The organism is uncultured Chitinophaga sp. (assembly GCF_937898475.1).
Classification (GTDB): Bacteria; Bacteroidota; Bacteroidia; order Chitinophagales; family Chitinophagaceae; genus Chitinophaga.
On sequence record NZ_CALEJS010000012.1, the window covers coordinates 107238 to 132415 of the forward strand.

The window sequence follows — 25178 nt, forward strand, 5'->3', positions numbered from 1 at the left end:
CTTGAACACCCAACAGGCAATTTTATCTGTCACTAGCAAAGAGTGCGGCATCCTGCGCGGAGTGCCGCTGCACCTCGTTACCTTAGAGAATGGAACGGTAACAGTACATATTACTAACCTGGGATGCACAGTGATGTCCATATATACACCCGATAAGCATGGCATTACCAGGAACATCGCAGCCGGTTTTGATCAGCCGGCCGCCTATGAGCATAATCCCTGGTATTTTGGTTGTGTGGTAGGACGATATGCTAACCGTATAGCAAAGGGGCGCTTTAGCCTGGACGGCTATCCGGTACAGCTCACCGTGAATAACGATAACAATCATTTGCATGGCGGCTTTGAAGGCTTCCATAAAAAGGTGTGGCACCTTAGCTCCCTGATCAGGGAGGATAGCCAGACCGGGGTAGTGTTTGAATACGTGAGCAAAGACGGAGAAGAAGGTTATCCCGGCAACCTGCGGGTAAAAGTAAAATATCTGCTGACCCAGGATAACCAGCTGATAATGGAATGTGCCGCTGTATCCGATAAGAAAACACCGGTGAGCTTTACCAATCACAGCTACTTTAACCTTACCGGTTTTGAACAGGCGTTGATCAGCGATCATATACTGCAGGTACACGCGCAACATTACACGGAGAAAAACGAAAGTAATACGCCAACCGGCAGAATACTTCCATTGGCGGGTACGGCGGCTGACTTCTCCTCGCCGGGCAGCATAGGAGAGCGCCTGACCCATTTTCGTGAGGACAGGGGTTTTGATCTCAACTATGTATTAACCCGTCAACAACCCGGCGACATTATCCCGGCTGCATCACTGGAAGAAAAGCGGACCGGGAGAACGCTGCACATTTTTACAGACCAACACGGGCTGCAGGTTTATACCGCCAATTTCTGGGATGGCAGCATTACCGGGCAGCAGGGCAAACCCTACGTACAGCATGGCGCCATTGCGTTGGAAACACAAGCCTTTCCCGACAGTCCCAACCATCCGAATTTCCCGAATACCATACTGGAGCCGGGTGAGGAGTATAAAACGATCACTATCTACGAATTCGGCGTGAAATAGGCAGATCAGTTACAAAGCATTAACTTAAGCCGATGAAGCAATACATCGCACATATGGCTTTGATAGTGGCTGATTATGACGAAGCCATCGCATTCTACACCCAAAAGCTCAATTTTACACTGGTAGAAGATACTGTTCTGAGCGATGCCAAACGCTGGGTATTGGTGGCGCCGCCAGGTGCAAAGGAAACCTGCTTGTTACTGGCCAAAGCGGCAGACCATGAGCAGCAAAGCCGTATTGGTAATCAAACCGGCGGCAGGGTTTTTCTTTTCCTCTACACAGACGATTTTAAACGGGATTATGAACAGATGAAAGCCCGTGGTGTTGTATTCGTCAGAGAACCTGTTACGGCCGCTTATGGTACCGTTGCCGTGTTTAAAGACCTGTATGGTAACCTTTGGGACCTGCTGGAACCAGCGGCAAAATAGGAATGATCTTTTGTGTTCCGGTAAACAATGAGGCAGCGCACCGGGTGCCGGTACGCTGCCTTTTTATTGCAGATTTGATATTATTTCGACTTATCAAGAAACGCCAGGGCAGTTGTGTATAATCCGGGCGACATGAAAATATTGTAGTGAGTAAGGCCGGGTAATATGGCCAGCTGCGAAGGTAGCTGTCCGCTGCCATCCCATCCGCCATCACGCTGACCACCACCCAGTAATCCAAAGACCTCTACTATATGAGCAGGCGGGAAAAGATCTGCATCCGCAGCGATAAGCAGCACAGGTGTTTTGAGTGCCTTCATATCGGCAGACAGGTCAAAATCCACTTTCATAGCATCCGAGATCTTTGTGATGAATTTTGTCCAGTCCTCAGGTTTGGGTGCCAGGCGGGCATACATTTCGTACATAGGCGTTTGTTTCAGGAATTCGGCGGCTTGCGGGCCCATTTGTTCCTGTTGTTTGAGGATGTCCGGATAGAATGCATTGCGTTTGATAGCGGTGGAAACAACCACCAGTTTTTTTACCAGTTCCGGATGACGGATCGCTGTCTGTAAAGCAACACCGCCTCCCAATGAATAGCCCATAATGTCCGCCTGTTGGATGCCAAGGTGCTTAAGCAGTCCGGCAATATCATCTGCCATAAATGCCACATTAAGCGGGCGGTCTATATCAGCTGTGCGCCCGTGCCCCTGCAGATCTACTGCGATCACCTGCCTGCTTCGGGCAAGTACCTGGAGATTTGTGCCAAACATTTCAATGGCGCCCAGGCCTCCATGCAACAGTACCAGTGGTTCGCCATTGCCGTAGATCTCATAGTATAATTGGAGCCCGTTTACCGGTGCATATCCCTTTTTCAGTGGTTCCGCTGCTGCGATGGCGCCATGGGATGCGGCGCCTGCTGTTGATGTTTGTGCCATAGTGTGTATAGATATTAGTACGGAAAAAAGTGCTGTGAACATAACAACGCGGCGCATGGCGCGTATCAGGTGTTTTTGATTGGGGAGGTACATAACATGTTTTTTAAGCTGTAATTGATTACTGCAGGCAAAGCTAATGTACCCACCGAACGCTGATGAGGGGTGAAAACGACAACTTAAGGGGTTAAATGCGACGTGGCGGACGGTAATATACACGCCATATCCTGTCATTTACATCATCCGTTACCAACATAGAGCCGTCAGGAAGTACTGTCACCCCAACCGGCCGTCCATAAACCTCCTTACTATCAGGATTATCCGGCCTAAAACCGGTGAGGAAATCTTCCGGAGGCCCTGCCGGCTTACCGTTCTTGAAAGGAACAAATACCACTTTATATCCTGCCAGCTTTGAACGGTTCCAGGATCCATGCTGGGCTATAAAAGCGCCATTCCGGTATCTGGCAGGGAAGGCGCTGTGCGTATAGAAGGCCAGTCCCAAAGAAGCCGTGTGCGCACCCAAAGGAACATCCGGTACAATGGCTCTTTTTACAAGATCAGGCCGTGACACTTCCATGCGGGGATCAGGATGCTGACCGAAATAAGCATAAGGCCATCCATAGAAGCCGCCTTTTCTGACACTGGTGAGGTAATCCGGCACCAGGTCGTCACCAATTTCGTCCCGTTCGTTGACAGCGGTCCACAAAGTCCGCGTACCCGGCGCCCAGCCCATTCCAACCGGGTTACGCAGGCCGGATGCATATACCTTTTCGCCGCTGCCGTCAGGATTTACTTCCAGTATGCAGGCTCTCCGCGGATTTACATCTTTTCCATTATTGCCAATGTTATCTGCAGAACCAACGGCAATGTATATCTTGGAACTGTCTGCGTTGGTAATGATGTTACGGGTCCAGTGCTGGTTACGTTTTTCAGCCGGCAGATCCATGAGCACTTCCCCGGCGGAATCCATTTTCAGCTGGCCGGGCTGATAAGGGTAACGTAATAAGCCATCGGTGTTAGCTACGTACAGTTTATTGCCGATAACAAGCATACCAAAGGGCTGGTTAAGATCTTCAAGAAAAACCTGCTGAATGTCCGGCTTGCCATCGCCCGTGGTATCCCGCAGTATGCTGATGCGGTTGGCACTCTTCTTCATGTTTTCGGCTTTGGCGGCGCCCAGGATCACCGCACCAGCCTGCATTAATGTATTTTTAATCGTATTGGATTCTGCCACCAGCACGTCTCCGTTGGGGGTAATATACGTCCACCGGGGATTCAGCAGTCCCTCTGCATATAAAGTAACCTCGAAACCTTCCGGCGCTACCGGTGTACGGCCATTGTCCCAACCGATGACTTTGCTGAAATTGGTAACAGATCTGGTGGCAAACGGCGCAGGGAGCGCTGCAGTATCTGCCATGCGGCTTTGCGCCTGGGAGGCGCTTTTCATGAATAATAGCATACATACTATTATTATCGCTATTACTTTCATAACCCGCGTATTTCACCCATGTAAATACAAAAGGCATGCCCGGAACAGAATTATTTAGTACCTTTGCGACACTTTTATTCACTTCCTCACCGGCTTTTGTAGCGCCAATCTTCAAAAAATAGTGCAGGCTTTGAGTAAGGCAGGTAAAGTATCAGCTTCTTTTTGATAGCCTTACCACTATTTAATCACTTTAAATTTTAAATATTGTCATTCGAACAATTAGGGCTTATTGCCCCTTTGCTAAAGGCATTGAACAACGAAGGATATACCAGTCCAACCCCGATTCAGCAGCAGGCCATCCCGATTGTGCTTCAGAAACGTGATCTGTTGGGATGTGCGCAAACAGGCACCGGTAAAACCGCCGCTTTTGCATTACCCCTTTTACAGTTATTACATCAGCAAAGCAGGGAAACCGCTGCCAGGGGCCCGCGTAATATCCGTGCGCTGATATTAACGCCTACCCGCGAGCTGGCTATTCAAATAGGCGACAGTTTTGCTGCCTATGGCAAGTTTATGGACCTGAAGCATCTGGTTATATTCGGCGGTGTATCGCAGGGCCCGCAAACAGAAGCGCTGAAAAGAGGAGTAGATATCCTGGTAGCCACCCCGGGCCGTTTGCTTGACCTGATCAGCCAGGGCTTTATCAGCCTGCTGCACCTGAAATTCTTTGTACTGGATGAGGCAGACCGTATGCTGGACATGGGATTTGTGCACGATGTAAAACGTGTGATCACCAAGCTGCCCGCTAACCGTCAATCCCTGTTCTTTTCTGCTACAATGCCGCCGGAAATACAGAAACTGGCCTCCGTTATCCTGAACGATCCCGCTAAGGTGGAAGTAACCCCGGTTTCTTCTACTGCAGAAACCATTACACAATCCGTTTATTTTGTTTCAAAGCAGGATAAACGCGGTTTATTGCAACACCTGCTGCAAGACCAGGATATCAAAACCGTATTGGTATTTACCCGTACCAAGCACGGCGCAGATAAAGTAGTGAAAGACCTGAATAAGGTGGGGATCACCGCAGAGGCCATTCACGGTAATAAATCACAGAATGCCCGCCAGCGTGCCCTGAATAACTTCAAGACCCGTCAGACCAGGGTGTTGGTAGCTACAGACATTGCGGCAAGAGGTATTGATATCGATGAGCTCACACATGTGATCAATTATGAGCTGCCCAATGTGCCCGAAACATATGTACACCGTATAGGCCGTACCGGAAGGGCAGGGGCAAATGGTATTGCTTTCTCTTTCTGCGATATGGAAGAAAGGGCTTACCTGCGTGACATTCATAAACTGATAGCGCGCAATATTCCCGTGGTGGAGGCCCATCCTTACCATCATAACAGCACGGCGGCGCCGGTTAAACAACAACAGGCGACACGGCAACCGGCTGGTAACAGAGAACACCGCCCGCAGCGCGGACCCGGTAATAATAACCGCGCCGGAAATCATCAGGGAAATAATAACAATAACAGGAACCGGCAACGTAACCGGCAATCTGCATCAGAAAGGCAACGTTAAAAAGCGTGCCGGGTGCCGGGTGACTGTTCACTGAATAAGTCAGTATTTGTTTCATTGATATGGGGCAAATGCTGACTTACTATTTTAAAGAGGGATTTCTGATCAATGGGCTTCACCAGCACAGCGCAGGCCCCGGCATCAATTAAGGATTTGTGGAACTCAAAACTTCCCGTGCACATGATCACGGGGATATGGTGCAATTGCGGATCCCTTTTAATATAGGCCAATGTGGCTGCGCCATCCATCTGGGGCATCTGGTGGTCCAGCAGTATCACATCAGGCAGGCATTTCTCGTTCTTTAGTGTACTGATCACCTCCGACCCATTGGAGGCGGTAGTAACGGCACAGCCGCACATACGTAGGTATTGCGAGAACAGCACCTGGTTCATTTCGTTGTCGTCTGCTACCAATACCCGCAGATGGCTCAAATCCATATCTTCTTCCGTTTCCCCCTCTATATCTTCCAGGGTACCCCGCTGAAGTTTCAGTCTGATTGTAAAGGTAGTATCGCCTCCCGGAACGCTTTCCGCCTGGATGTTACCGCCCAGTGTCTGCACCATGTTCTTCACAATGTACAGCCCCAGGCCCGTACCCTCTGTATACCTGTTCTGTTTATCGGTGACAAACTGGTCAAATATAACCGACAGTTTTTCTTTCGCAATGCCGGCGCCTTTGTTAGTGACCTGTATACACCAGGTGTGAATATTGTATTTAGTCAGTTTCAGCAGCACGGTACTGTTCCTGTCTGCATATTTTACCGCATTGCTTAGCAGGTTAGCTACGATCTGGCTCAGTTTGAAGCTGTCAGAACGGATCACAGGCGGCATCTGCTCATCGATGTATAACCTGATCTGTATATTACGCGTGCGGGCAGTTACTTTATGTACTGCTATCAGCCGTTCAAAGAAGGGTTGGAGCTCAAAACTTTCCTCCTGCACGTCTTCCATTTTGCCGGCTTCTATCTTGGACATATCCAGCACGTTGTTAATAATGTTCCGGGTATTGCCCACTGCATTGAAGAGCAGGTTAATGTAGGGTTCTGTTTTCTTCAGACCCGGATCCATGCTGATCTCCCTTTTTACCAGCTGGGCAATGCAGTAAATAGCATTGAGCTGCGTTCTTAGTTCATGCGTGGTCTGGTAAATGAAGATCCGTTTAAAGTTATTGGCCCTGGTTAATTCATTATTCTGGTCGTTGCTTAAGACATAAGGTTTTCCCACAACCAGGATCAGTAATAATATTCCACCGATCGATAATGCCTTGAAAATGATGATCAGCTGCTGGTTTAACTGAATGGGCCTTATAAAGTTAGCGTAATAATTTGCTTCAATAATAACCAGGATGGCTGTTGCAATAGCAAGGCAGACCTGCCTGCGTTTTTTCTCTTTAAATAACAGGAAAGTAATGAGGAAGAGCAGGATCACCATAGCCTGCAATTCAAGAACATTGGCCAGCAGCAATCCAAAATATAAGGAACCGGCACATTGCACGAGGAATGTAACAAGGGCTGCAGCCTCATATCTTTTGCGATAGTTCAGCAGGATAGCTGAACCTGCGATCAAAGCCTCAAGAAAGGCCGGGATAATGATAGATAGCTCGCCGGATAAAATGTAGTAGGTGCCCCCGATTGTTGTCAGCAGTAAACAAAGGGAGAAATTCAGGGAATTTATCAGCTTTATTTTATGCAAAAGCTCTTTATCGGCTATTCCTTCCGTTCCGGTTCTCCGGATGCTTCGCCAGGTATCAAGCATTTTCATAGCAGTTGGTTTGCATACGTTTTAGGGCGATCATTGTCTCAGTTTGTGTAACGGGTATAGGATGTCCCTTACCAGTACTTGTGTTTGGTAATAGTTGTGACAGGCCTTTTCACCTTGTAGTCTTTAGATCGTCGAGTAAATTCGCTAGGGCCCAGGGGTGCTTATGTATTGTCCATCCCCAATTTACAGAAATTATTTTTATTAAACACCCTCCTCCGGTATTATCTGCGTAGAAACACTGCTAACGAACTTAACAATGTGCCTTCTGCTGCGCTAAAAAGAATTTGCTTTTCTCTTAAATACCCATACCTTTGTTCTGTAATAATTGCAATTACAGTTAAACCGGAACAACAATGAAAGTTGCATTAATAGGCGCTTCCGGCTTTGTCGGTTCGCACATCCTTCATGAGTTATTAGAGCGTGGTCACCAGGTAACCGCTATCGTAAGGCATCCTGAAAAGATAAGCGCCCGGCATCCTAACCTCGTTGTTAAGAAAGGAGATGTATACCTGGAAGGTGAGGTTACTGAACTGGTGAAAGGGCAGGACGCTGTTATCAGTGCATTTAATCCCGGATGGACCAATCCCAATATTTATGAAGATTTTCTTGCCGGTTCCCAAGCCATCCAGCAAGGTGTAAAGGCGGCAGGCGTAAGGCGGCTGATCATAATAGGAGGGGCCGGTAGCCTGGAAGTTGCCCCCGGCGTACAGCTGATCGATACTCCCCAGTTCCCTGCAGAGTATAAGGCAGGCGCCTCAGGAGCACGCGATTACCTTAATATTATTAAGCAGGAAAAAGAGCTTGACTGGACTTTCATCAGCCCCGCTATTGAGATGCACCCCGGCACTTCCGGTGTACGCAAAGGGGCTTACCGCACAGCCCTGGACAACCCGGTATTTGATGAAAACGGCAGAAGTATTTTGTCTGTCGAAGACCTGGCATTGGTGACTGTTGATGAACTGGAGCATGCCCAACATATCAGACAGCGTTTTACAGCCGCCTATTAAGGCAACTATGTTCTTTAAGCCATAACGCTTATATTAGCGCTATAACCATATAAACAGTCCACTTATGATGTTTAGGAAACTAGTGCTTGGCTGCGGCGTATTCATGGCTTTAATGAACAGCATGCCGCTCAGCGCTCAGACAGGACGCCCCCTGCTAAAGGAACACCCGGGCATAGTATCATACACCTACCGGAAATCATTTGCGAAAGATATGCCGGGTACGCTGGACCTGGTAAAGAAGAACGGGTTCACTGATATCGAGTTCTCCAACCTTTTTGGTCAGACGGCGAAGGATATCCGTGATATGATAGATGAAAGAGGGATCAAATGTTCTTCTTTCGGTGTAAGTTATGAAGACCTTACTACCAGGACCGATACGGTTGCCAGGAATGCCAGGACCCTGGGCGCCAAATTTGTAAGAGTGGCCGGGTTTCCGCACAGCAAAACCGGTCTTACGCTGGACGAAGCGAAGCATGCAGTAACGGAATTTAACCGGGTTGGCAGGATACTCAAAGATCAATACGGCCTTACCCTGATCTACCATAATCACGGATTTGAATTCCAGCCCTACGGGAAAGGCACCCTTTTCGATTATATCGTACAAAACACAGACCCCAGGTACGTAAGCCTGGAGATGGACATCCTCTGGGTACATTTCCCCGGGCAGGATCCGGTAGCTTTACTGAAAAAATATGGCGACCGATTCAGGGCCATGCACGTAAAAGATCTGAAAAAAGGCGTTAAAGGCGACCTTTCCGGCGGCACTTCTCCTGAGAATGATGTAACGCTGGGTACTGGCCAGATCAATATTCCCGCAGTGCTGAAGGCAGCAAAGCGTTCTGCTATCCAGCATTTCTATATTGAAGATGAGAGCAGCAACGTAGAAACACAGGTGCCGCAAAGCGTTCAATACCTGTTAGGCCTTAAAGAGTAGAACAGCCTTGCCAGGATGCTCATATCATTGGTGAGCACTTCCGCTGTTCCGGGCATTTGTGGTTGCGAAGGTATCTGCCTGTTGGCTGTGGTTAACAGGCCATTTTCCAGCCTGATATCCATTGCGTAGGCAGTATCCAGCGCTACGGCGGATACACCGCTGATACTTCCCCTTATCATGCCGAATTCCCGGAAAGGATAGGCGGAAAGTTTGATCAGCACTTTTTGTCCGGGTTTTACCTTGCCGGCGCCATCTACCGGCAAGGTAGCCCTGGCCACATAATGTTGTACAGGGGGCGCCACCATCAGCACCGCTTCTCCGCTGGAAATAAACTGGTGCGCTTTCCAGAACTTAAAGAAGCTTACCTTACCGGCTACCGGACTTTTTACCAGGTATTGTTGTTCCCATATCTCCAATTGACCCTGCAGCTGTTTTACCTGCTCCCTTATTTTCTGCTGCAGATCATTTTCCTGCTGTAGTGACTGTTGCTGCAGGTCTGTTATGTTTTTCAGGTATTCCGTTTGCTGTAGTTTGTTCTGTAGCAGGTTGGCCTTTATGGCATCTGCATTCATCTGCTTACTGAGCAGCTCTCTTTTACTGTTGTCAAATTCCAGCGGGGCAATCACCTTTTCTTTTGCAAGCATGGAGTCTATGCGGTAACGTTTCTGTTCCAGCTGGAGTTGTTGCTGTAATAACTGGTCTTTTCGTTGCAGCTCTTCATCCAGCTGGTGCTGATAGGTGAGCTGGGATTGTAATTGTCCTACTTTCCGGGCCGTAAAATGTTTATCTGAAAAGAACAGGTATTGGTTCACCGCCTGGTACAGGGCCGCATAACCCGCTTGTAGGGGGCCCAGTTGTAAGGGTTGCGCAAAGTTGAAATCCCGCAGGGCGCTGCGTAAATAAAGGGCCGTATCCAGCCGCTTTAGTAACTGCTGCAATTGCAGCACATCCGGGTAATGGGCGGCATTTTCCAGGAGGTAAATAGGCTCGTTCTCGCTAACCGCCTGGTTGTTCTGCACAAATATCTCCCGTATTTTGCCTCCTGCCTGGGCTACTATCTTCACCGGCGGATTGGAGGAGGTAATATTTACGTGTGTAACGATCACGTCGGGAAAGCGGATGAAATACGCCCCGGCAAAAAGCAATGCTACAATAACAAATAAAAGGGTGGTACCCCTGCGCACCAGCCAGTGCGGCATTTTACTCATAATATCCTGTACATCTTCATGATGATGTTGGTACTGCGGCATAATGGTAAAGTTTTAGTCTCCCAGTTCCAGCTGGTTTTTCACCAGCTCATAATATCTTCCTTTTAGTTTGGTAAGGGTCTGGTGGTTGCCCACTTCAGCAATGCGGCCCTGTTCCAGCACAATGATCTGGTCTGCATGTTTTACGGTACTGAGCCGGTGGGCGATCACCACCACTGTTTTGCCATGGTAAAACTGTTGCAGGTTTTCCATGATGATCTTTTCATTGTTCGCATCCAGTGCGCTGGTAGCTTCGTCAAAAAAGAGATAACGCGGGTTTTTATATACGGCCCTGGCAATGAGCAGGCGTTGTTTCTGCCCGGTGCTGATACCGTTGCCTGTGTTGCCTGTTTTGGTGTTATAGCCCAGTGGAAGTTGCTGTATGAAGCTTTCAATATTGGCCACTTTCACCGCATGCTGCAGCTTGCGCTCATTGATCCTTTCATCTCCAACGGCGATATTGCCGGCAATGGTATCAGAAAAAATAAATCCTTCCTGCATCACCACTCCGCATTGATTGCGCCACCATTTGGGAGAAAGCCTTTGTAATTCCGTGTTGCCGATCAGCAGCCTGCCGCCCGTAGGTTCATAGAACCGTAGTAAGAGCTTCAGCAGGGTGGTTTTGCCGCTGCCGCTGCTGCCTACGATAGCGGTTACTTTACCTTCCGGGATGGTAAGGCTTACATCTTTGAGCACAAAGGGACTGTCTGGTCCTGCATACTGGAAAGACAGTTTATCCAGGCGGATGTCTCCGGCCTGCAGGGGAGATGACAGCGGGCCGGGCGCATAGCTGCCGGCTGTTTGCGCCGGTTCTTCATTGTCACGATTGTGGATCTCGCCCAGCCGTTCCAGGCTTATCTTCGCATCCTGTGCAGAGCGGAAGAAGGTGAGCAGCTGTTCTACGGGACTGTTCATCTGGCCGATGATATAACTTACACCCAGCAGCATGCCCAGCGTCATATTTCCGTTGATCACCTCTTTTGCGGCTATATAGGAGATGAGAATATTTTTCAGCTGTGTAAAGAACAGGTTGCCGGTTTGCTGGTATTGTTCCAGGCCAAGGTGGCTGATGTTTAGTTTAAACAGCTTTGCCTGTATACGCTCCCATTCCCAGCGTTTAGCGGTTTCGCAGTTATTCAGTTTGATCTCCTGCATGCCCGTGATGAGCTCATACAGGCTGTTCTGGTTATTGCTCAGCTGCTGGAAGCGTTTGTAATCCAGCTCCTTTCGCTTCTTCAAAAAGAAAAGGATCCATAATACGGAACAGGCGCTGCCAAGCAGGAAAATAAACAGGATCTTCAGGCTGTAGATGCCCAATACTACAGAGAATACCAACAGGCTTACAAATGAGAACAGCGTGTGCAGCGTTTGCGTGGTAAGGAATTGTTCTATCCTGCCATGATCATTGATCCGCTGGGTAATATCGCCTATCATCTTCGCATCGAAGAACCGGATGGGCAGCTGCATGAGCTTTGAAAGAAAGTCGGAGATAATAGACATATTGATACGGCTGTTCATATGCAGCAGTATCCAGCTACGGATCATTTCCACCGCGGTGCTGCCGATAAACAAAACCAGTTGTGACACCAGCACTAACTGTATAAATCCGGTGTTCTGGTAATTCACGCCGTAGTCCACCAGGCTTTGTGTAAGAAATGGCAACACTAATGCAAGCAGGCTACCCAGCAACATGCCCAATACCAGCTGCCCGATATATTTATGATAGGGCCGCAGGTACTGGAAGAGGAACCGGAAACCACCTGCTGCGGCAGCTTCATCCTCCTGCTGGTAGAACATAGGTGTGGGTTCCAGCATTAATACAATACCCTGTCCGTTATTTTTACCGGCCCAGCTTCGTAAGAAAGAGGCCTTGTCTACCTTTACCAAACCGTGGCCCGGGTCGGCAATCAGCAGTTTATCATTAGCGCGGCTGCTGTCATAGTTCTGAGGGGGCACTACAACAAAATGTTCCTGGTTCCAGTGAATAATACAGGGGAGCGCAACTTCTTTGTCCAGCTGTTCAAAACTCACCGCCGCAGCCAGTGTTCTGAACCCTATTTTTTCAGCAGCTTCGCTGATACCCGACAGCGAGATACCTTCCCGGGTCATGTGGCTCATCTGCCTTAGACTATCCAGTGAATAATTGCGGCCATAATGTTTGGCGATCATCCGCAGGCAGGTGGGGCCGCAATCCATGCTGTCTAATTGTTTGTATATGGGGAAACGCATAAATAAAAGATCAACCGCGAATGTAGCATGGACGCTGCTTCTGCCACCTCACCGGAAAAGGTGATTTTTCGCGGAAGCGGAAAAAAAAATTTACAGACAGGTTTAAAAAATCACCTTTTCCGGTGAGATGGATGCCTATGTGCCGGGTATACCTTTGTCATGTCAATTTGATTTTTTAACCACCAACGCAAAAGTTTTTACTGCTTTTTAAGATTACAAAAGCAGTCATTAGCATGAAAAAGCAAAGCCCCAAAAAGTTAACCCTCGGAAAGATTAAAGTTGCCAGCCTGAGTAAAGCGACCAGCAAATGGTGAAAGGCGGTTTACCTATCGATTTCACGAAAAGAAGCGTATGTGCCGATGCCTGTTGTGCGAGTGATATCAACGCCCAGTGCCGCACGCTGTAAGGAAACACAGCGAGCCAGGCAAAACACACTTCATGTATTTGAAGTGTGTTTTGCATTTCGTAACAATTGAACATCCTGTTTATGTCTTATTCATTACCCATTAATAAGAAGCTGGAGGAGATCAACAGCACACTGAATTATTTTATGAGCCGGGAAAAAGACCCGGGCCTGTTAAGCGGTTACAGCGGCTGCGCCCTGTTCTATGCCTACTATTACCGCCTAAGTGGAAAGCAGCAGCACCTCCGCCGCTTGCAACAGGTATTACAAAAGATGACACACGCACTGTCGGAGCAGGCGCTGACAGCTTCTCATTGCAGCGGTGTGGCAGGTATTGCCTGGTGCCTGCAGCATTTAACTAACGAGGGTTTTATTGAACAGGGGGAAATAGATGATGCCTTTGGAGAAACTGACGAGATCTTGCTACAGTACCTGCAGGGAGAACTGGAACAGCAGCATTACGATTTCCTGCACCAGGGCCTGGGGGCGGCATTATACTTCCTGGATAGGCCCATGAACGCGGCTGTAATGGCTGCACTGGAAGCATTGGTTACAGCGCTGGAAAAGGCGGCCATTGTGCTGGAGACCGGTGTGAGCTGGAAAGACCAGTTTGTGAGGAAAGATAATACGGAAGATCATTATAACCTGGGCCTGGCCCATGGCGTGCCCGCTATCCTCGCGGTGCTGGGTATGCTGTATGAAAAAAGGATCTTCGCGGAAAGGGCCCTTCCATTGCTCCAAAAGGGCATGCAATGGCTGCTGTCTACCAGGAACGAACCCGCAGCTAATGCTAATTCCTGGTTCCCTACCATGGTTACACGTAACAATGTCGCCATCGGCAGCCCTCAAAGCCGCTTAGGCTGGTGTTATGGAGACCTGGGTATTGCCATTACCCTCTGGAATACCGGTGTGAGGCTGGAGAAAGCAGCCTGGAAGAAAGAGGCGGTAGATATCCTGGCCTATACACTATCGCAGCGGGACAGCCAGAACGGTTTGGTCAGAGACGCGGGGCTGTGCCACGGCAGCATGGGTATTGCACATATTTACCGGCGGGTTTACACTGCCAGCGGGGATGATCGTTTACAGGAAGGGGCAGATAGATGGCTGGACCAGACCTTTGAGCTGGGCGCCTGGAAGGATGGTCCGGCGGGGTTTAAGGCACACACCCTGAACGGTTATATCAACACTTTTAACCTGCTGGAAGGCGTCACCGGGATCGGGCTGGCGCTGATGGCTGCGCTTGATGAGAAGGCCGCCGCATGGGACAGGTGCCTGCTGCTTTCCTGAGCGGTTGCGGGAATGGGACCTTATTTGTAGATTTGAAACAGACAATACTATTATGATCCGAGTATTTATTACTGACGACCACCCCCTCGTCCTCGAAGGTTTGCGATCCCTGCTTAGCAATGAAAAAGAAATTGAACTGGCCGGGTATGCCACAAATGGGCAATCCTGTATTGATTTTTTTGCCGGTAATACGGCAGATGTGGTGCTGATGGATATCGGTCTGCCCGATATAAATGGCATTGAGCTTTGTGAAGCCATCAAAACCAAACATCCCGGGGTAATGGTGCTCGCGCTCAGCTCTTACAATGAAGGCCACTACATCAATGCCATGATGGAGAAAGGCGCCAGCGGTTATGTGATCAAAAATGCAGACAAGGAAGAGCTGTTGCAGGCCATCTACGAAGTGAACAAGGGCAGAACATACCTTTGCTTTGAGGCCGGGCATGCAGCAAGAAAGGAAAGCAGCAGCGCAAAAAAACTGTTGCCGCCCTTAACGCGCAGAGAAAAAGAGGTGCTGCAGCTGATAGCGGAAGGATATACCAACCCCGAGATAGCGGAGAAGCTATTTGTCAGTTCCGCTACCGTAGATACCCATCGGAAAAGCCTCCTGGCTAAGCTGGATGTGAAGAATACCGCCCTGCTTATCCGCTTTGCGATGGAGCATAAGCTGGTGAAGTAGCTCAGAATTTTACTTCCTCTACGTTTAACGCCAGTCCTTTTTTATCAGTGGCTACATGACAGGCATAATCCCTGAAAGCAGTGATCTCCTGCAGGTGCCAGTTGCGGCCCTCCAGCATTACGGATTTTTTATCGGCTACTTCCAGCGCGGTAAGCGCGGTGCTTAACCCGCTGCCGTCTGCTTTAAGAACAGCTTCCTTGCAGGTCCAGAAGCGGTAAAAGGTCTGCAGGGGATTGGCGGCGGTTTTAATAATATTCCATTCGCGGTCGGAAAATTGTCCCTTGAAATCATCCAGCTCAATAGGCCTGATCAGTTCCACATCGATACCTACACGGGCCTGCGGACTTACCACACAGGCTACCATCCGGCCCGCATGCGAAATATTGAAGTCAATACCTCCTTCCAGGTAGGGCCTTCCAAAACCACTGTAACGCAGATCAAGCAGGGAGGCGTTGCTGCCATGCGCTTTGAGAGCGGTCAATAACAAGTGTTTGCCCAGCAGGGAGGCATGGGCATCTTCCCATCTTCTGAACTGACCTATTTTCTTTTGCATATATGCAGGCAATCGTTGCAGCAAAGCCTCGAAAGTGGCGGAGGCTAAGGGCATAGGATAAGTGGCGTAATAGATCGTCCCGGTCATGCTGTACTTGAATTGAGCTGTTTGAACGTATGTTTTGCTTTCGTTATGCAAAGTTGTAAAAATTCACATAAAATTTAATTTTAAATTATCGGAGCAAGTCTTATTGTGAGAGGGCAGCATTTTGTTGAAAGCCGGCAAAAATATTATAACAGATAACCACGGCATGATGTAAGACGACAGAAATATTGTGACAGATCGAAGGTGTTCGATGTAAGATAGCAGATGTGTCATGTAAGCTGACAGAAGTGCGTTGCAAGCTGACAGATGTATCGTGACAGATCAAAGATGTTCGATGTAAGATAACAGATGTGTCATGTAAGCTGACAGATGTACTGTGCGAGCTGACAGATGTATCGTGCAAGCTGACAGATGTGCTTTGTAAGCGCGCAAATATAAAGATATTAATACCATCTCATCCCTGCATACACACGTTTTAGCAGGTTGTCCATCGTTTTCATAAACCCATCAGCTATAATTTACAACTCAAGGTTTTTGTTTGACATAGTTATTTTTTGCAACTTTCATTCATAAGCGGCAGCCGAAAAGCTTTGAATAGAGTAGGCCTAAAAGTAACCTGTTTAAAATTGATCTATGAAAAACTTTCCGATGGAAAACCTGACTGAATTATCCCCTGCAGAATTAAGCGAAGTGCAAGGCGGCGGACTGTTAACCAATGTTGTTACAGGTTTGAGCAACCTGCTGCAAAACCTGCCCGGCACCGTTGGCGGTGTAGGCGGTACCCTGAAGAACCTGATCGATTTCCTCGTCTAGTCTGGCGAAGGGAGATTTCCCGCGACAATGTAACTTCCTATTTGTTGTAATCGGTATCATTGTTTAGCTTATTGATCTATGTGCTGTGGTGAAGACAGCATGCATCAGGCTCAAAGCGTCCTGGTTCTTAAATGGGCCGGACGCTTTCATGTTTTGCTGCCGCATCCAGTTATTATTACGTGCCTTCCACCGGGAAATAACGGAAAATTGTAGCTCCTGCAATCCATAGACGCGGTTTGCCCGTTAATATAGTCATATAGCTATCACTAACCAGGATTAGCGCCCTGTCTGACTCAATGCGCATAGTCATCCAGGCACTATTCAACACCCTATTAATCAATTTTGCGTTGGTATGGAAGGTAGAAAACTAAGATGCACCCAGCAAGTTGTAGTCCTTATCCGGCATTTACGTAGAATGAAAGAGTATTCCCAGGAATACATGGCCGCCCATCTGGACATATCCCAGAATGCATACAGTAAACTCGAAACGGGAAAGATCCCTATGACCGTAGACCGGCTTTGTGAGGTTGCGCGCATACTGGATATCGCCCCCACAGAGCTGCTGGCAGAAGTGAAGCACGTTTGAGAGGCCGGCAGCCATACGGACCAATGATAGCGTAACCCGGTCCGGTCAATATTGTCATGATCTATAAACCACAACATGCCTCAGTTATTTCCAATAGAAGTAATGCAGCATTCTTCCTATACCTGGTTGCCCAGGGTGAAAGTAAGAACGCAGCTGATCTACCTGACGGTACTGGTGGCCGTACTTGCCGCACTCATAGCATTGCCTTTTATTAAAGTAGATGTTTCGGTACAGGCGGGCGGACTGGTACGCCCGGTTACGGAAAAGCATGAGCTGCGTAACCTGGTGGCCGGTACCATTGCCGAAGTATTGGTGACAGACGGACAGAAAGTGGAAAAAGGACAGCAGATACTGCGACTGCAGGAAGAGGTGAGCAACAGCCGCCTGCAGCAGAATTCCTGGGAGCTGGGCCAGCGGGAAAAGTATATACATGATCTTACCATACTCGCCGCCGGGGGTGGGCGCGGTCTTCAGTCAGCCCTCTATCAGCAACAGTATCAACGTTATCAATCCACACTAAACGAACAGCTGGCTACCGTCAACAAACTGAAGGCCGACATGGAGATGTATGAAAAACTCTTCAGGGAAAAAGTGATCGCCAGAAAAGAGTTTGCCGACCGCCAGTATGAATATGTAAAAAGCCAGGCAGCTTACCAGTCTACCGTGCAACAACAGCGTAGCGCCTGGCAGGAAGAGCTGAGCCGTTTGCGGCAAGAAAGCAGTCGCCTGCATGCTGATACCCGGCAGCTGGAACAGGAGAAGGAATGGAACATTATCAAAGCGCCGGTAAGCGGTACCCTGCAGCAATTCAGTGGTAAATACGCCGGTGGTTATTTGCAGGCGGGAGAGCTGCTGGGCATTATCTCCCCTGATTCCAACCTGGTGGCAGAATGTTATGTTACACCCAAAGATATTGGCTACCTGCATGCCGGGATGCCCGTGAAGTTCCAGATTGACGCCTTTAATTATAATGAATGGGGATTGGTGGAAGGGGGGGTACAGTCTGTTGAGAACGACTTTGTGCTGATGAACGATCAACCCGTATTTAAAGTGAAATGCCGTTTTGCCGCCACGGAAGTGCGCACCAGCAAAGGCGTGAAAGGAAGCCTGAAGAAAGGAATGACTTTCCAGGCCCGCTTTATCCTGACCAGACGTAGCCTGTTTCAGCTACTGTATGATAAAACCGATGACTGGATGAACCCTAACAGGAAAGGTATACCTGAAGTAAAAAGTTGAACCGGAACCCTATGGCGAATACCTCTGCTGGTTTGAAACGTAGCGCGCGGGTTAAGCAGCGCGATATCAGCGATTGCGGCGCTGCCTGTCTGGCATCTGTGGCTGCTTACTATCATTTGCAGTTACCGGTAGCCCGTATCCGCCAATATGCGGGTACCGATAAAAAAGGCACTAATGTGCTGGGCATGACAGAGGCTGCCCGGAAGCTCGGTTTTCAGGCCAAAGGGGTAAAAGGACCGCTGGAAGCATTGGCCAATGTACCCAAGCCTGTTATTGCCCACGTGATCATCAATGGAGCATTGCAGCATTTTGTGGTGATTTACCAGGTAACGGACAAACATGTGGTGTACATGGATCCGATAGACGGCGACTATCACCGTCAAACACATGAGGATTTCAAACAAATATGGACCAGCGTACTGATACTGCTGATGCCCGAAGACGATTTTAAACCGGGCAATGAAAAGGTGTCACACCTGCAACGCTTCTGGTACCTGCTGCGTCCTCACCGTTCGGTGCTCTTCCAGGCGCTGTTCGGCGCAATGATATATACCGTGCTGGGACTTTCTACATCCATTTATGTACAGAAGATTGTAGACAATGTACTGGTAGACGGCAACAGGAACCTGTTGAACCTGTTGGGGGTGATCATGCTGCTGATCCTGCTGCTGCAGCTGTTTGTAGGTAACCTGAAAAGCATTTTTGCCATTAAGACCGGGCAACAGCTGGATGCCCGCCTGATACTGGGATATTACAAGCACCTGCTGACACTACCGCAGCAGTTCTTTGATACCATGCGTGTGGGTGAGATCACTTCCCGTATCAATGATGCGGTAAAGATCAGGGTGTTTATTAATGACGTGGCCCTTACACTGGTGGTGAACACCTTCATCGTTATATTCTCTTTTGCCCTTATGTTCACGTATTACTGGAAACTGGCGTTGATCATGCTGGCCATCATTCCAGTATACCTGGTTATTTACCAGGTCAGCAACCGCGTGAATAAAAGACTGCAGCGCAGGCTGATGGAAGATAACGCAGAACTGGGCAGTCAGCTGGTAGCGTCATTAAATGCAGTGTCCACCATCAAGCGCTTTGGCCTGGAAGAATATGCCAATATGAAAACGGAGAACCGCTTTATCCGTTTACTGCAAACCATCTACCGTTCTGCTGTCAGCAATCTCTATATTGGCAGTTCCGCCAATTTTATTACCAGCGCCTTTGTGATCATTATGCTGTGGATAGGTTCCGTTTTTGTGATAGAACGGGAGCTGAGCCCGGGGGAGCTCCTGTCTTTTTATGCATTAGTGGGGTATTTCACCGGCCCGGCCATGGAACTGATCACCGCTAACAAAAGCATGCAGGATGCCCTGATCGCGGCAGACCGCCTGTTCGAGATCATGGATCTTGAAAGGGAAGAGACCACACAAAAAGTAGTGCTGCAACCCAATATGATCGGGGATATTACTTTTAACAATGTCAGCTTCAGTTACGGCACAAGGGTGGAAGTGTTCCGGCAGTTTAACCTGCTGCTTGCAAAAGGAAGGATAACGGCCATCGTAGGAGAGAGCGGGTCCGGTAAATCTACCCTGATGTCTTTGCTGCAGCATATCTATCCGTTGAAGGAAGGGAACATTGCCATCGGCAATACCGATATCCGCTATATTCAGCACGAAAGCCTGCGCAGTTTAGTCAGCGTGGTGCCCCAACAGATTGATCTCTTTTCAGGAACGGTATCAGAGAATATCGCTGTTGGCGAATTTGAACCGGACATGCAGCAGGTGCTCAGCGTTGCGCAGCAACTGGGTATCCTCGAATTCATTGAAAAGCTTCCTGATGGATTTAATACGCTACTGGGAGAACATGGTGTAAACCTGTCCGGCGGACAGCGTCAGCGCATTGCCATAGCCCGCGCATTGTACCGGAACCCGGAAATACTGATCCTGGACGAAGCCACTTCCTCGCTGGATCCTGTTTCTGACCTTTACGTGCAGCATGTAATGCAAAACCTGCGAAACGCCGGTAAAACCATTATCGTGATCGCGCACCGCTTAAGTACGGTAGTAAATGCTGATAAGATCGTTGTGCTGCAGGATGGTGCACTGGTGGAGGAAGGCACACATGACCAGCTGCTGGCCAGGAATACCGTGTATGCAAAATTATGGAGTCACCACCAGGGAATGATCTCTGCCTGAGTATATAAGACCTGATTGAAAAACCAATCATAACATAAATATTCCGGAAACCATGAATACAGGAACCATGTCTTCTTAACCCAAACACATATCCATTATGAAAACAAACCTGGATCAGATCCGTTTGTCAGATTATGGTCTGACAGAAATGAACACGCAGGAAATGAAAGCTGCCAATGGCGGCGGCATTATTGATGGTGTATGGTGGGCCTTATGGGGCGCCGTACTTAACCTGCTGGATGTAGCTACACCCGGAGTGCCTTTCCTTAAGCAGCTGATCACTGCTATTGTAGGAACGCCTCCCGGCAAGTAGACCAAAAGAAAAGGCCAGTAACAGCTACTGGCCTTTTTATTCGTCTGCTTCTTAATGCGGTAGTTTTTCTCTTAGTAATCCATATACCCAGGTGCCTGCAATCGCGCTGAGTATCATGATGGCTGCGGCAAAAGCGCCGGTACCTATCATGGCAAAGAAGGGCCCCGGACAGGCGCCTGTCAGTGCCCAGCCCAAACCGAAGATAAGCCCGCCGATCACCTGGCCTTTATGAAACGACTTCGTGGGGATGGTGATCGTTTCGCCATCCACCGTGCTGATGTTAAAACGCCTGATCAGCCAGATGGCGAGCGCGCTTACGGCAACTGCCGAGCCGATCACCCCATACATGTGAAAGCTTTGCAAACGGAACATTTCCTGTATACGGAACCAGGAAATGATCTCTCCCTTTACAAAAACAATTCCCAGCAGAATACCTGCCGCTATATACCGCAGCAGTTGCCAGCGCAAAGGGGTGGATGTAATTGGTGTTGTAGTATTGGCATCCAGGGACCTTACTTCTGCATCTGTATTTTTCAGCAATAGTTGCACGTCTGACATAATCATAACATTAAAGGATAAACGGAAGGATAATATTGGCAGTGAGGAATCCACCTGCCATAAAACAACAGGTGGCTACCAGTGATGGCCACTGCAGGGTGGCGAGTCCTGTAATGGCATGGCCCGAGGTGCAGCCGCCTGCATACCGGGCGCCGAAGCCCACCAGGAAGCCGCCCGCCACCATGATGATGAACCCCCGTACCGTTAGCAGGGAGGAGAAGCTAAAGAGATCTTGCGGTACTATCCGGCTGTAGTCATTGACGCCAGGCGTCTCCAGCCTGGCAACCAGCGCCGGATCCACTTTGATGGGCGCCGGGTTGGCCAGCCATTGTGTGGCAATGAAAGCTCCTGCAGTAATGCCCAGGATAAAAAAGAGGTTCCAGGATTCCTTTTTCCAGTCGTACCGGAAGAAGGGGATCCCGGCAGGGATACAGGCAGCGCAGGCATGACGGAAATTGGCGGAGATCCCGAAGGATTTGTTGCCCAGCAGTAACAGGGCAGGCGCCACGAGCCCGATCAGCGGTCCGGCTACATACCAGGGCCAGGGTTGTGTCAGTAGTTCAGGCATATGTTATGTTTAAATGTTCGCATTTTTATCTTACAACATCTTTTTCACTGTCTCCCTGGCACTTACCAATGCGGCTTCTACTGTTCCCATTGAAGCACCTTCAAATAAGCCTTCACCTGCAAAAAACAAGGTATCTGCTACGGGCGTGCTTACAACCGGCTGAGCGGTTTTCGTGTGTACGGTAGCGTATGAGTATGATCCGCGTGTAAACGGATCGGCCGTCCAGTTAATGATCTTTGCATTTTCCAGTAGGGATTGCAGTGTGGCGGTATGTATACGGAAGATGTTGGCCAGTGAAGTCAATGCCGTTTGCAGGATACTTTCGTCACTGGCATCTTTCAGCATTTTGGCGGCAGGGCCGCCCAGCCAGCCGGTGAGCAGTGTAGATTTTTCCGGGTACTGCGTCCACCAGGTAGGAACGGCTTCTGCCGAGAAGATGAAGGTAAGCGGTTGGGGAAATGCGGTGTTGGACCGTTCCCAGAATGCCTCCCGGAAATGCAGGAGGATCTTTATTACGCCGCCCATTCCCATTTTATGAAAGGCTTCCTGCTTATCCGGCAGGGGAGGGAAATATTGCAGGCTGCCTTTTGCTGTATCGGGAGCCTGAAGCACACCCAGTGGCACGGTGATCAACGCCTGGCGCCCGGTATAACTTTTTGCATCATCGGTGACGATCCTTACATGTCCTGGTTTCCAGTGGATCTCCTTCACGACAGCGGACAACTCAATATGGCCACCTGCCTTTGTAATGCTATTGGCCAGGTAAGCCACCAGCAGGTCATATCCGCCTGCAATGCGGTATTCTGTTTCTTCTGGCGCCAGCCATTCTTCCCGCATGGCAAGTGTACTGGCATCGTAAGGATTGGCAGTATCGTAGCCGGAAGCGAAGTTTTTGATGGTTTCCTTCAGGGAGGTATATTGGTCACCGGGAAAATATTGCTCCAGGAAGGTCTGCAGCGGCATGTCGTCTTCCAATGCCTTTAATTTATCTACGAAGTCATTCCAGTGAGGCATGTCGATATCCGGGTCGGGAATGGGATAGTAGGGTATCCCTGCTTCTTCTAACAGGCTGAGGGTGATGGGCAGTTTGCCGTGAACAAACTCCGCACCGGTATGCTGGCAGATCCGGCCGCCTGTTCGGTTGCGCGCTTCCAGCAGCAGCACGGTTTTGCCGGCTTTTATTAACTCCCTGCCGGCCATCAGTCCTGCGGCGCCGGCGCCTATGATAATTACATCTGCCTGATCCATGGATCTTGTCTAAACGTTAGCGGTTTCCTGTTTTTTCTTCTGGTAGTACTTCTTCGTTTTCTCGATGCTGCCACAGGAGTGTGGATTGCACCAGCGCCGCTTATTGTTCTTGGTCTGATCCAGGAACATCCATCCGCAGGCCGGGCATTCCTTGATCCTTTGCGGATCTTCAGTTGTTAATACGTCGTAAGCCGATTTCATGACCACCCATAAAGGCTGTAGCAGATCGGTATCGTTTTCCTCCCAGCTTTGTTCAAGGGAGGCCTTGCTCTTACTGAACCTGATATGAGAAAGCGCGGCTGACAGCACTGTATTGAAGGTATGTAAACGGTTGTCAGGCAGCGTGGAGATATTGCCGGCGGCAACGGCAGCAAACAGCTCGTAGAGCAGCTGTCGCACTTCTTTTATTTTTTCCAGCGCCTTCCCTGCCGGTTCAATGTGCCGGGAAGCATATTGACGAAGTTGTTTTCTTTTTTGGGCGGAAAGTATCTCCACTTTACCGCTCCATTGTACCAGGGCTGTATAGCTGTCCAGGTATTCATGTTGGTTTGCCTCCTTCCAGGAATGTACGGTGTTGATGAAATCAAAGCAAAGTACGCCGCCATCCAGGGGCAGGGTGTCTATATTTCTCTCCTTGCTCATAACTTGTTAAGGGAAAGGTACGTAAATTTTACCGGTAAAATAACTTTTGGTGGTATGAATTAAATGTGTAGATTTATACCGGCAAAAGTGATTTTGTTGGTAATTGGCCTTTTGTAACTGTAGTATTAACAATCACGTACATGAAATCGAAACAAGCTTCGCAGGTGCTGGTGATACTGGCTTTTCTGGCTATCTATATTGTCTGGGGTACTACTTACCTGGCCATTGCCTTCGGACTGAAAGGGTTTCCTCCATTTGTGCTGACGGCATTCCGGGGAATTATTGCGGGAGGTATTCTCCTGGCCTGGTGCCTGTCCCGCGGCGAGCAATTACCTGGTAAGGCCACCCTCGGCAATACGGCTATAAGCGGTATTCTGATGCTGGTAGGTGGTACGGGACTGGTAACCTGGGCAGAGCAGTACGTTAATTCAGGATATGCTGCCATTATTATGGCTACCGAGCCCTTCTTCTTTGTATTGTTAGACAAAAAGCAGTGGGCGGAATATTTCTCCAATAAATGGGTACTGTTTGGCCTGGTGGTTGGTTTTGCAGGTATTGTACTGTTCTTCCATTATACGGGCGGAAACGGCCCTGCATCAACTGATGGCGCCATGGTTTTAACAGGCAACCTTGTATTGCTGGCGGGCGCTATATTCTGGGTAATAGGTTCCCTGTATGCACGTAATAAAGTAAATCACAGCCATTCTAATACCATGACAACCGGCCTGCAGCTTTTAGCTGCGGGCCTTTTCAGCGGGGGGATAGCCGGGTTGAACGGGGAGTGGTCTGGCTTTTCCATCCAGCAGGTACCTGTGGCTGCCTGGGGAGGTTTGCTTTACCTTATTACCATGGGATCTTTGGTGGCCTATATGGCATTTACCTGGCTGATCACCATTCGTCCGCCTGCTTTGGTAAGCACCCATACATATGTAAACCCGGTTGTTGCCGTGCTTATTGGCTGGGCATTTGCCAATGAACATATTTCTTTCCTGCAGGTAATGGCCTTGCTGGTCATCCTGGTAGGGGTACTGTTAACCAATGTGCCCAACTACAAACTGAAAGCTGCGTAATCAGAACAGGGAGTGGGCTACGGTATCTACTTTGAAGTAGGATTGTGTAAGCGCTATTGCCTTGTCTTCAGGAAAATCTTTACAGGTATAAATAATAAGAGAGAGGAATTGCTGCTGCTGCCATATGGCGATGTATATGCCGGAGTCGATCAGCGGCACAAATGCATCGTACCCCTGGTTCTCATCTTTCCCGGCGCCGCTGGTGGCATGTACAATAGGCTGGCCATAGGTTTTCAGCGACAGGTGGGAAGTAATAAAGGCAAAGAAATCAATCAGCGTCTGTTCATTCACTTCAATAGTGAAGTAACCTTCCACCTGGAGTCTTTTGCGGAAAATGTCAGGGGCAAGATTTTTCATCACGTGAAAGCT

The 25178-nt window shown here is 49.0% G+C and carries 24 protein-coding genes; 13 read left to right on the forward strand and 11 right to left on the reverse strand.

Annotation, left to right across the window (positions count from 1 at the left end):
- Window position 1 precedes the first annotated feature (1 nt).
- Window positions 2-1069, forward strand: a complete 1068-nt coding sequence (locus tag Q0577_RS03840; protein ID WP_298732983.1) for an aldose epimerase family protein — start codon at window positions 2-4, stop codon at window positions 1067-1069.
- A gap of 32 nt (window positions 1070-1101) precedes the next feature.
- Window positions 1102-1497, forward strand: coding sequence for a VOC family protein (locus Q0577_RS03845; protein WP_298732985.1), 396 nt, complete (start codon window positions 1102-1104; stop codon window positions 1495-1497).
- 80 nt (window positions 1498-1577) lie between these two features.
- On the opposite strand, the gene Q0577_RS03850 is transcribed toward Q0577_RS03845, so the two are convergent.
- Together Q0577_RS03850 and Q0577_RS03855 are read right to left on the reverse strand one after the other, a co-directional pair.
- Window positions 1578-2429: an alpha/beta hydrolase gene (locus tag Q0577_RS03850; protein ID WP_298732987.1), complete on the reverse strand. Its 852-nt coding sequence runs from the start codon at window positions 2427-2429 to the stop codon at window positions 1578-1580.
- 184 nt (window positions 2430-2613) lie between these two features.
- A complete protein-coding gene (locus Q0577_RS03855) occupies window positions 2614-3885 on the reverse strand; it encodes a sorbosone dehydrogenase family protein (protein WP_298732989.1) in 1272 nt (423 codons plus the stop codon).
- A 234-nt stretch (window positions 3886-4119) separates the two neighbouring features.
- Here Q0577_RS03855 and Q0577_RS03860 point away from each other — a divergent pair, with 234 nt between their 5' ends.
- A complete protein-coding gene (locus tag Q0577_RS03860; RefSeq protein ID WP_298732991.1) occupies window positions 4120-5439 on the forward strand; it encodes a DEAD/DEAH box helicase in 1320 nt (439 codons plus the stop codon).
- Here the strand turns inward: Q0577_RS03860 and Q0577_RS03865 are convergent.
- A complete protein-coding gene (locus Q0577_RS03865; RefSeq protein ID WP_298732992.1) occupies window positions 5436-7196 on the reverse strand; it encodes a hybrid sensor histidine kinase/response regulator in 1761 nt (586 codons plus the stop codon). The genes Q0577_RS03860 and Q0577_RS03865 overlap by 4 nt on opposite strands.
- Before the next feature lie 353 nt (window positions 7197-7549).
- Between Q0577_RS03865 and Q0577_RS03870 the strand changes: the two genes are divergently transcribed.
- Together Q0577_RS03870 and Q0577_RS03875 are read left to right on the forward strand one after the other, a co-directional pair.
- Entirely contained in the window at window positions 7550-8203 is a 654-nt protein-coding gene (locus tag Q0577_RS03870; RefSeq protein WP_298732994.1) for an NAD(P)-dependent oxidoreductase, read from the forward strand.
- A 67-nt stretch (window positions 8204-8270) separates the two neighbouring features.
- Window positions 8271-9137: a sugar phosphate isomerase/epimerase family protein gene (locus tag Q0577_RS03875; RefSeq protein WP_298732996.1), complete on the forward strand. Its 867-nt coding sequence runs from the start codon at window positions 8271-8273 to the stop codon at window positions 9135-9137.
- Here Q0577_RS03875 and Q0577_RS03880 read toward each other — a convergent pair.
- Complete coding sequence (locus Q0577_RS03880; RefSeq protein ID WP_298732998.1) at window positions 9110-10387, reverse strand: HlyD family efflux transporter periplasmic adaptor subunit; 1278 nt, start codon at window positions 10385-10387, stop codon at window positions 9110-9112. The genes Q0577_RS03875 and Q0577_RS03880 overlap by 28 nt on opposite strands.
- 12 nt (window positions 10388-10399) lie before the next feature.
- Window positions 10400-12613 carry a peptidase domain-containing ABC transporter gene (locus Q0577_RS03885; RefSeq protein ID WP_298733000.1) on the reverse strand — a complete coding sequence of 738 codons (2214 nt, stop codon included), beginning with the start codon at window positions 12611-12613 and terminating at the stop codon, window positions 10400-10402.
- 487 nt (window positions 12614-13100) lie between these two features.
- Here Q0577_RS03885 and Q0577_RS03890 point away from each other — a divergent pair, with 487 nt between their 5' ends.
- Window positions 13101-14303 (forward strand): lanthionine synthetase C family protein, encoded by a 1203-nt coding sequence (locus tag Q0577_RS03890; protein ID WP_298733002.1) that lies wholly within the window; start codon window positions 13101-13103, stop codon window positions 14301-14303.
- Window positions 14304-14355: 52 nt separating this feature from the next.
- A complete protein-coding gene (locus Q0577_RS03895; protein WP_298733004.1) occupies window positions 14356-14982 on the forward strand; it encodes a response regulator transcription factor in 627 nt (208 codons plus the stop codon).
- Window position 14983: 1 nt separating this feature from the next.
- Here Q0577_RS03895 and Q0577_RS03900 read toward each other — a convergent pair whose 3' ends face one another.
- The gene (locus Q0577_RS03900; RefSeq protein WP_298733006.1) at window positions 14984-15622 is read right to left on the reverse strand and encodes a 4'-phosphopantetheinyl transferase superfamily protein; all 639 of its coding nucleotides are present in this window, start codon (window positions 15620-15622) and stop codon (window positions 14984-14986) included.
- Window positions 15623-16213: 591 nt separating this feature from the next.
- Here Q0577_RS03900 and Q0577_RS03905 point away from each other — a divergent pair.
- The 5 genes from Q0577_RS03905 to Q0577_RS03925 all read left to right on the forward strand — a co-directional run bounded on the left by Q0577_RS03905 (window position 16214) and on the right by Q0577_RS03925 (window position 20723).
- Window positions 16214-16393 carry a hypothetical protein gene (locus Q0577_RS03905; protein WP_298733008.1) on the forward strand — a complete coding sequence of 60 codons (180 nt, stop codon included), beginning with the start codon at window positions 16214-16216 and terminating at the stop codon, window positions 16391-16393.
- A gap of 352 nt (window positions 16394-16745) precedes the next feature.
- Window positions 16746-16979, forward strand: coding sequence for a helix-turn-helix transcriptional regulator (locus tag Q0577_RS03910; protein WP_298733010.1), 234 nt, complete (start codon window positions 16746-16748; stop codon window positions 16977-16979).
- A gap of 75 nt (window positions 16980-17054) precedes the next feature.
- Window positions 17055-18215 carry an HlyD family efflux transporter periplasmic adaptor subunit gene (locus Q0577_RS03915; RefSeq protein WP_298733012.1) on the forward strand — a complete coding sequence of 387 codons (1161 nt, stop codon included), beginning with the start codon at window positions 17055-17057 and terminating at the stop codon, window positions 18213-18215.
- Between the two features lie 11 nt (window positions 18216-18226).
- Complete coding sequence (locus Q0577_RS03920) at window positions 18227-20410, forward strand: peptidase domain-containing ABC transporter (protein ID WP_298733014.1); 2184 nt, start codon at window positions 18227-18229, stop codon at window positions 20408-20410.
- A 97-nt stretch (window positions 20411-20507) separates the two neighbouring features.
- Complete coding sequence (locus tag Q0577_RS03925; protein ID WP_298733016.1) at window positions 20508-20723, forward strand: hypothetical protein; 216 nt, start codon at window positions 20508-20510, stop codon at window positions 20721-20723.
- 51 nt (window positions 20724-20774) lie between these two features.
- On the opposite strand, the gene Q0577_RS03930 is transcribed toward Q0577_RS03925, so the two are convergent.
- From Q0577_RS03930 to Q0577_RS03945, 4 genes are read right to left on the reverse strand one after another with little or no spacing between them, the layout of a single operon-like run.
- The gene (locus Q0577_RS03930; RefSeq protein WP_298733018.1) at window positions 20775-21281 is read right to left on the reverse strand and encodes a DUF6691 family protein; all 507 of its coding nucleotides are present in this window, start codon (window positions 21279-21281) and stop codon (window positions 20775-20777) included.
- 10 nt (window positions 21282-21291) lie between these two features.
- Window positions 21292-21849: a YeeE/YedE thiosulfate transporter family protein gene (locus tag Q0577_RS03935; protein WP_298733020.1), complete on the reverse strand. Its 558-nt coding sequence runs from the start codon at window positions 21847-21849 to the stop codon at window positions 21292-21294.
- 30 nt (window positions 21850-21879) lie between these two features.
- Window positions 21880-23097 carry an NAD(P)/FAD-dependent oxidoreductase gene (locus Q0577_RS03940; RefSeq protein WP_298733022.1) on the reverse strand — a complete coding sequence of 406 codons (1218 nt, stop codon included), beginning with the start codon at window positions 23095-23097 and terminating at the stop codon, window positions 21880-21882.
- A 9-nt stretch (window positions 23098-23106) separates the two neighbouring features.
- On the reverse strand, window positions 23107-23739 hold the full coding sequence (locus Q0577_RS03945) for an ABATE domain-containing protein (protein WP_298733023.1): 633 nt from the start codon (window positions 23737-23739) through the stop codon (window positions 23107-23109).
- Window positions 23740-23879: 140 nt separating this feature from the next.
- Between Q0577_RS03945 and Q0577_RS03950 the strand changes: the two genes are divergently transcribed.
- Complete coding sequence (locus Q0577_RS03950) at window positions 23880-24809, forward strand: EamA family transporter (RefSeq protein ID WP_298733025.1); 930 nt, start codon at window positions 23880-23882, stop codon at window positions 24807-24809.
- Here Q0577_RS03950 and Q0577_RS03955 read toward each other — a convergent pair whose 3' ends face one another.
- Window positions 24810-25169: an S-adenosylmethionine decarboxylase gene (locus Q0577_RS03955; RefSeq protein WP_298733027.1), complete on the reverse strand. Its 360-nt coding sequence runs from the start codon at window positions 25167-25169 to the stop codon at window positions 24810-24812.
- Between the last annotated feature and the right edge of the window lie 9 nt (window positions 25170-25178).